Here is a 2,658-nt window from a genome sequence, read left to right on the forward strand (position 1 = left end):
CTCACTGTTGTTAGATAAAGTAATTGGTTGTTGTCCTCGCAGGGTTGCGCGATCGCCTACTAGTTTATATAATTCTCGTTCTAGGCGTGTTTCACAAACAGAGTGTGGTGTACATTTTGCTGCCATCTGGATTATTTCACCCTTAATTAGCTCAACTCGGTCATTCTCCTCAAAGAAGCCGAGTTCAGCTAGACGGTGATATTCAGCTATAGTAAAGCGTTTAGCAGTAGTAAGACTCATAACAACTACGAGAATGCAGAGTTATTTTTATCTTAATAAAAAATTAGCCTACCGATGACCGACAAGTTTACACAAATTGTTTTCCACAGTCTTTACAAAGATAGCACTGCTTCCCTCGGCGATACCCATTTTTAGATAATCGCTGTGATTGACAATGTAAGCATTTCATTACTTTCATTACATTTCCCAAGAGATTATCTCCAACATGGGGTTCTAAATATAGAACGAGCAAATCTTCAATAGCTTGGGTCAGTCGTTGCCGATGTTGTTGATCTGGGTTGCGAAGTGCCGATAACATGACAGCATTGCTGCTGTGAACACAAACTTCTGCCAGCAAGCTGCACTGTGCTTCACTTAATTTTGAGTTTCGCTGTTTCAAGATATTTGCCGTAAAGTTAATTGCTTCTTGGGTCATGCTTTCATCAATGGACTGGAAAATTTCTCGTGCCATGAAAAACTGCACAAATACCACCCGTGAAACTGGCTGCTCAAATATTTGTGCTACAGAGTTAACAAGAGCATGAATCATTTGACGCAGTGGTAACTGCACAATTTCTGGTGTGTTCACCTGCGCCCACATCTGCTTTACCCGCTCAACATGGCGTAACTCCATAGCTTGAAAAATAGCGGCTTTATCAGGAAAAAACTGATACAAAGAACCGATTGCTGTTCCTGCTTTTGCTGCAATTAAATGGGTAGTTGCAGCTTCATAACCCACTTGATCAAACACTGCTGCTGCCGCATCCAAGATTTTTTCAACTCGTTCTTTTCCTCGTTGTTGTTTGGGTTGACGACGTAAACTGCTTGACGAATGTGAATCTTCTGTCATATATTAAAAAGACGACGGATTTTTCACAATTTTATAACTAGCGGAGAAGATCATGGAATCTATGCTTCCTGGTGCGCCCTGGCTGTTGCTTCACAAGTCGATGTTGGCAGTTAACCAACCTCGAAAAATTTCCTTGTATGGTAATGACTATGTGATGTGGAAAGATTCTACCGAAGCTATATATGCTTTGCCCAATGCCTGTCCACACATGGGAGCAATGTTGTCCGAAGGCTGGTGCGAAACAGAAAGTGATGGTAGGAGTGCTGTGGTCTGCCCATTTCATGCTTTGAAATTTGATGGTTCAGGCTGCACTGTTTTACCTGGAACGAACAAGAAAACATTGCCACAACTCAAATCATTAGAGCTAATAATTCAAGGGGATTTTATTTGGTCTTATGGTGGATATGATCCGAAAATACCTATTCCCACAGTCCTAAATGAGATTGCTAAAACATACTACTTTATTGGACATACAGCAGATAGAACTATAGATACTTCAATGCTGACGATGCTGCTGAATATGCACGACTACAATCATCAAAACGGTACTCACCGAGAATTGTTTCGGATTACCGATATAGAATTTCATCAATTTATTGATAACGGTCATAATTCCCATGCTTTTTATGATTTGCCCACAGCACCTTACAGCTTGCTAGAAAAGCTCAAAAAACCGGATTTACTATTACTGCCCAAGAATATTCAAGCACATCTAGAAAATCACTTTCCATCTCTGATAATTTTTCATGGAGAAATGCCATTAGGTAAAGCCGCACAGTGCCATATATTTGTGCCAGAAGGTGCTAATCGTACACGGACTTATATTTTATTATTTGGTCAAGCCAAGCATCCTATATTTAAGATATTTGGTAGCCAATATCTCAAGTTTGGGGAGGTAGTAGTAAATCAAGATGCAGATATTTTAGGAAAAATTTATCCAAATATGCCTCAAAAAATTAAACTCAACAATGAAGTAGGCATGGATTGGGTGCGACGTAATTTTGAGAACTTTCCAAATATTGTGGAACCTAATTTTTCCAGGCAGACGGGGGATAAAATTTCAGCATCATAGTCATTCCTTGAAATGCTGGCTCTAATTTCAACGATTTGATAATTTTCATAGTATTAGGATTTGACAAGGGATAGCAATAACAAATAAGGGTAAAATTTTACCCCTACAAAGTTATGTATTATTTTAAGAATAGCTAGAGAAGCTTATTACTCTGAAGTTAAGTGACTTTCTAGCAAAGATGCGATCGCTTCGGGATGAATATTCTTGTATTTCTTTTTACCAAGCTGTAAAACACAGTTGGGAGCACTACCACAGCATTTTTGGCAACTTGTATGTTCAATAGTAACTTTGTCTAACAAACCGCGATCGCACAAAGTTTTTTCTAATTCTGATAATAACCCTTTACCACCACGTTTCAGGCAACCGCCCTTTTGACATACCATAATCCTCGCTTTGGTTTGAGGTGGTAAATCTTGCTTTGGACAAGTATTGATTGGTGTCACCTTATAGGCTTTAATTTTAATTTTACTTGTGCGTGAGTCTATCTTACTATGACCACAAATGCGAAGTTGTTGAC

At 39.0% G+C, this 2,658-nt stretch carries 4 protein-coding genes; 1 reads left to right on the plus strand and 3 read right to left on the minus strand.

Annotated elements, in window-relative coordinates:
• The coding region (locus ACWATR_RS39270) for a Uma2 family endonuclease (RefSeq protein WP_460345586.1) at positions 1-240 on the minus strand (240 nt) is incomplete at its 3' end.
• A 67-nt stretch (positions 241-307) separates the two neighbouring features.
• Complete coding sequence (locus ACWATR_RS39275; protein WP_460345589.1) at positions 308-1,069, minus strand: TetR/AcrR family transcriptional regulator; 762 nt, start codon at positions 1,067-1,069, stop codon at positions 308-310.
• A gap of 61 nt (positions 1,070-1,130) precedes the next feature.
• On the opposite strand from ACWATR_RS39275, the gene ACWATR_RS39280 reads away from it, so the two are divergent.
• On the plus strand, positions 1,131-2,141 hold the full coding sequence (locus tag ACWATR_RS39280; RefSeq protein WP_460345597.1) for a Rieske 2Fe-2S domain-containing protein: 1,011 nt from the start codon (positions 1,131-1,133) through the stop codon (positions 2,139-2,141).
• Between the two features lie 146 nt (positions 2,142-2,287).
• Here the strand turns inward: ACWATR_RS39280 and ACWATR_RS39285 are convergent.
• Positions 2,288-2,658: (2Fe-2S) ferredoxin domain-containing protein (locus ACWATR_RS39285; RefSeq protein WP_460345592.1), on the minus strand; the 371-nt coding region annotated here is incomplete at its 5' end.

It is taken from the genome of Nostoc sp. UIC 10890 (assembly GCF_054786515.1).